The organism is Streptomyces prasinopilosus (assembly GCF_001419695.1).
GTDB lineage: Bacteria > Actinomycetota > Actinomycetes > Streptomycetales > Streptomycetaceae > Streptomyces > Streptomyces prasinopilosus.
The window spans coordinates 1-4,457 of record NZ_LIRG01000324.1 but is presented as its reverse complement, the minus strand read 5'-3'; the positions used below and the strand labels follow the sequence as shown (position 1 = coordinate 4,457).

Here is a 4,457-nt window from a genome sequence, read left to right as displayed (position 1 = left end):
CCCGAGCCCCCGGCGGGCGGGGCGAAGCCGTGGAGGGAGAGGGGATCGGGGCCGCCGGGGAGATCGGGGCCGGTGCCGAGGGGGCCGCCCCCGAACGGATCGTCCGGGCCGGGCCCGGTGAGGGCGTCGTCCCGCTCGCGGGCGTTGGCCGCCGCGCGGAGACGGTCCACGGCGCCGTCCATGGCGAACTGGGCGGCCCCTAGGCCTTCCACCACGTAACCGCGACGGGCCTGCCCGGTCTCCTCGAAGGCGGACAGCACGCGGTAGACCGCGGAGAAGCCGCCCTCGACACCCTCGGCGGCGACCGCGCCCNNTGCCGGTCGAGCAGGGCGCGGGCCAGCGCGTGGGCGCGGACCGTGGGGTCGGCCTCCCGGTCCGGCAGCAGCGACCAGCGGCCGGCGACCGTCGGCGGTCCGGTGCGGGAGGTGCCGCGGGCGGTCGCCGTGAGGGAGCCGTAGCGGCCGCGCGGGACCTGGCGCTTCGCGCGGTGGGCGGTGGAGCCCGCGGTGCGGCCCGAGCCCAGCAGCGAGCGCAGGGGAGCGAGCGTGTCGTTGGTCAGCCGGCCGGACCAGGCCAGGTCCCACACGGCGTCGGCCAGTTGGGGATCGGTGGCCTCGGGGTGGGTGGTGGCGCGGACCTGATCGGCGATCTGGCGGAAGAACAGTCCGTAACCGCCGGAGAGGGCGTCGAGGACCGACCGGTGCAGGGCGGTCGTCTCCAGGGGGTGTGGCGGCGGCAGCAGCAGCGGGGCCGTGTCCGCGAGGTGGAGGCAGACCCAGCCGTCCTTGCCCGGGAGGGAGCCGGCACCGGCCCACAGCACTTCGCCGGTGGCCGTCAGCTCGTCCAGCATCGCGGGGGTGTAGTGCGCGACCCGGGAGGGCAGGACCAGTTTCTCCAGGGCGGACGCGGGCACGGACGCACCCTGCAGCTGTTCGATCGCGCGCGCCAGGCCGTCGACACCGCGCAGTGCGTGCCCCTTGCCGATGTGCTGCCACTGGGGGAGGAACTGGGCGAGCGCGGCCGGCGGCACCGGTTCCAGCTCGTGCCGCAGGGCGGCCAGGGAACGGCGGCGCAGCCGGCGCAGCACGGCCGCGTCGCACCACTCCTGGCCGATCCCGGCCGGGTGGAACTCGCCCTGGACGACCCTGCCCGCCGCCGAAAGGCGCTGCAGGGCGCCCTCGGTGACCGCCACGCCCAGCCCGAAGCGGGCCGCGGCCGTGGCCGACGTGAACGGACCGTGCGTGCGCGCGTACCGGGCGAGCAGGTCGCCGAGCGGGTCCTTGACCGGTTCGGTGAACGCCTCCGGTACGCCGACCGGCAGCGCCGTGCCCAGTGCGTCGCGCAGCCGGCCGGCGTCCTCGATCGCCGCCCAGTGCTCCGTGCCGGCGATGCGGACCCGGATCGCACGGCGTGCCGATGCCAGGTCCGCCGCCCACCGCGGCTCGGCCCCCCGCTGCGCCAGCTCGTCGCCGGTGAGCGGGCCGAGCACGCGCAGCAGGTCGGCCACCCCCTCCAGGTCCTTGACCCGCCGGTCCTCGGTGAGCCACTGCAGCTCGCGCTCCAGCTCGGTCAGCACCTCGGCGTCGAGCAGTTCGCGCAGCTCCGCCCGGCCGAGCAGTTCGGCCAGCAGCCGCGAGTCCAGGGACAGGGCGGCCGCGCGGCGCTCGGCGAGCGGGGAGTCGCCCTCGTACAGGAACTGGGCGACGTAGCCGAACAGCAGGGAGCGGGCGAAGGGGGACGGCTCGGGGGTGGTGACCTCGACGAGCCGCACCCTGCGGGACTCCAGATCACCCATCAGCTCGACGAGCCCGGGGACGTCGAAGACGTCCTGGAGGCATTCGCGGACCGCCTCCAGGACGATCGGGAACGAGCCGAACTCACCGGCCACCTGGAGCAGCTGGGACGCACGCTGACGCTGCTGCCACAACGGGGTGCGCTTGCCGGGACTGCGGCGCGGGAGCAGCAGGGCGCGGGCGGCGCACTCGCGGAAGCGGGAGGCGAACAGTGCCGAGCCGCCCACCTGGTCGGTGACGACCTGGTCGACCTCCCCCTTGTCGAAGACGACGTCCGCCGCGCCCAGCGGCGCCCGGTCCGCGTCGTACTCGGTGCCCGCGTGCCCCGGCTCCCGGTCGAGCAGGTCCAGGCCCATCAGGTCGGCGTCCGGCAGGCGCAGCACGATGCCGTCGTCGGCGTGCATCACCTGGGCGTCCATGCCGTACCGCTCGGAGAGCCGGGCCCCGAGCGCGAGCGCCCACGGGGCGTGCACCTGGGCGCCGAACGGGGAGTGCACGACGATCCGCCAGTCGCCGAGCTCGTCACGGAAGCGCTCCACGACGATCGTGCGGTCGTCCGGGACATGGCCGCAGGCCTGGCGCTGCTCGTCCAGGTAGGACAGCACGTTGTCCGCGGCCCAGGCGTCGAGCCCGGCGGCGAGGAGCCGCGCACGCGCCTCCTCCCGGGGCAGCGAGCCGACCTCGCGCAGGAAGGCGCCCACCGCGCGGCCCAGTTCCAGCGGACGGCCCAGCTGGTCCCCCTTCCAGAACGGGAGCCGGCCCGGCACGCCCGGGGCCGGGGAGACCAGCACCCGGTCGCGCGTGATGTCCTCGATGCGCCAGGAACTGGTGCCGAGGGTGAACACGTCGCCGACGCGGGACTCGTAGACCATCTCCTCGTCGAGCTCGCCGACCCGCCCGCCGCCCTTCTTCGGGTCGGTACCCGCGAGGAACACCCCGAACAGGCCCCGGTCGGGAATGGTGCCCCCGGAGGTGACGGCGAGCCGCTGCGCCCCCGGGCGGCCGGTGATCTCGCCCGTGACCCGGTCCCACACCACGCGCGGGCGCAGCTCCGCGAACGCGTCCGAGGGATAGCGTCCGGCGAGCATGTCCAGTACGGCCGTGAAGGCCGACTCGGGCAGCGAGGAGAAGGGCGCGGCCCGGCGGACCGTCGCCAGCAGGTCGTCGAACCGCCAGGTGTCCATCGCCGTCATGGCGACGATCTGCTGGGCCAGGACGTCCAGCGGGTTCGCGGGAACGCGCAGCGCCTCGATGGAGCCCGTCCGCATCCGCTCGGTGACCACGGCGGACTGGACGAGGTCGCCCCGGTACTTCGGGAACACCACGCCCGTGGAGACCGCGCCCACCTGGTGCCCCGCACGGCCGACCCGCTGGAGCCCCGAGGCCACGGACGGCGGCGACTCCACCTGGACCACCAGGTCGACCGCTCCCATGTCGATGCCCAGCTCCAGGCTGGAGGTGGCCACCACCGCGGGCAGCCGGCCCGCCTTGAGGTCCTCCTCGACCTGGGCGCGCTGCTCCTTGGACACCGAGCCGTGGTGCGCACGGGCGATGACGGCGGGGGCGCCCTGGACCACCCCGGACCCGCCCATCAGCTCGGCGGGGGAGTGGTGCTCGTCCAGGGGCTCGCCGGTGGCCCGCTCGTAGGCGATCTCGTTGAGCCGGTTGCACAGGCGCTCCGCGAGGCGCCGCGAGTTCGCGAACACGATCGTCGAACGATGGGACTGGACCAGGTCGGCGATCCGCTCCTCGACGTGCGGCCAGATCGACGGGCGCTCCGCTCCCGGGCCGTCCGCCCCCTGCGAGGCGTCCGCCACCGGGGAGCCGCCCAGCTCGCCCAGGTCCTCGACCGGGACCACCACGGACAGGTCGAACTCCTTGCCCGAATCGGGCTGGACGATCTCCACCCTGCCGCGCGGGGACAGGAAACGGGCGATCTCGTCGACCGGACGGACCGTCGCCGACAGGCCGATGCGGCGGGCCGGCCGGGGCAGCAGCTCGTCCAGCCGCTCCAGGGACAGCCCCAGGTGCGCACCGCGCTTGGTGCCGGCGACCGCGTGCACCTCGTCCAGGATCACCGTCTCGATGCCCGTCAGCGCGTCGCGCGCGGCCGACGTCAGCATCAGGAACAGGGACTCCGGGGTGGTGATCAGGATGTCCGGCGGGCGGGTGGACAGGGCCCGGCGCTCGGCGGGCGGGGTGTCGCCGGAGCGGATCCCGACCTTCACCTCGGGCTCGGGCAGTCCCAGGCGCACGGACTCCTGCTGGATGCCGGTCAGCGGGCTGCGCAGGTTGCGCTCGACGTCGACGGCCAGGGCCTTGAGCGGGGAGACGTACAGGACGCGGCAGCGCTTGTGGGGGTCCGCGGGCGGGGGCGCGGCGGCCAGCTGGTCCAGGGCCGCGAGGAAGGCGGCCAGCGTCTTGCCGGAGCCGGTGGGGGCGACCACCAGCACGTCCGAACCCTCCCGGAGGGCGCGCCAGGCGCCCGCCTGGGCCGCGGTGGGCGCGGAGAACGCCCCCGTGAACCAGCCGCGGGTCGCGGCGGAGAAGCCGTCCAGGGCCGGGTGCGGTGTACTGACCATGCGTCCATCGTGCACCCGGGCACTGACAACGGGGGCCGAACCGGGCGGAGGCCCGGGACCGGGCGGGTCGCGGTGCGGGGGC

The 4,457-nt window shown here is 75.4% G+C and carries 1 protein-coding gene and 1 pseudogene; both read right to left on the bottom strand.

Annotated features, from left to right (window positions below; translation table 11 throughout):
* Positions 1 to 312 (bottom strand): annotated as a pseudogene (locus tag AOK18_RS34330) (Lhr family helicase); the annotation flags it as partial.
* 2 nt (positions 313 to 314) lie between these two features.
* Positions 315 to 4,375 (bottom strand): ATP-dependent helicase (locus AOK18_RS14455; RefSeq protein ID WP_420865609.1); only part of this gene is annotated, 4,061 nt, incomplete at its 3' end.
* Positions 4,376 to 4,457: the final 82 nt, after the last annotated feature.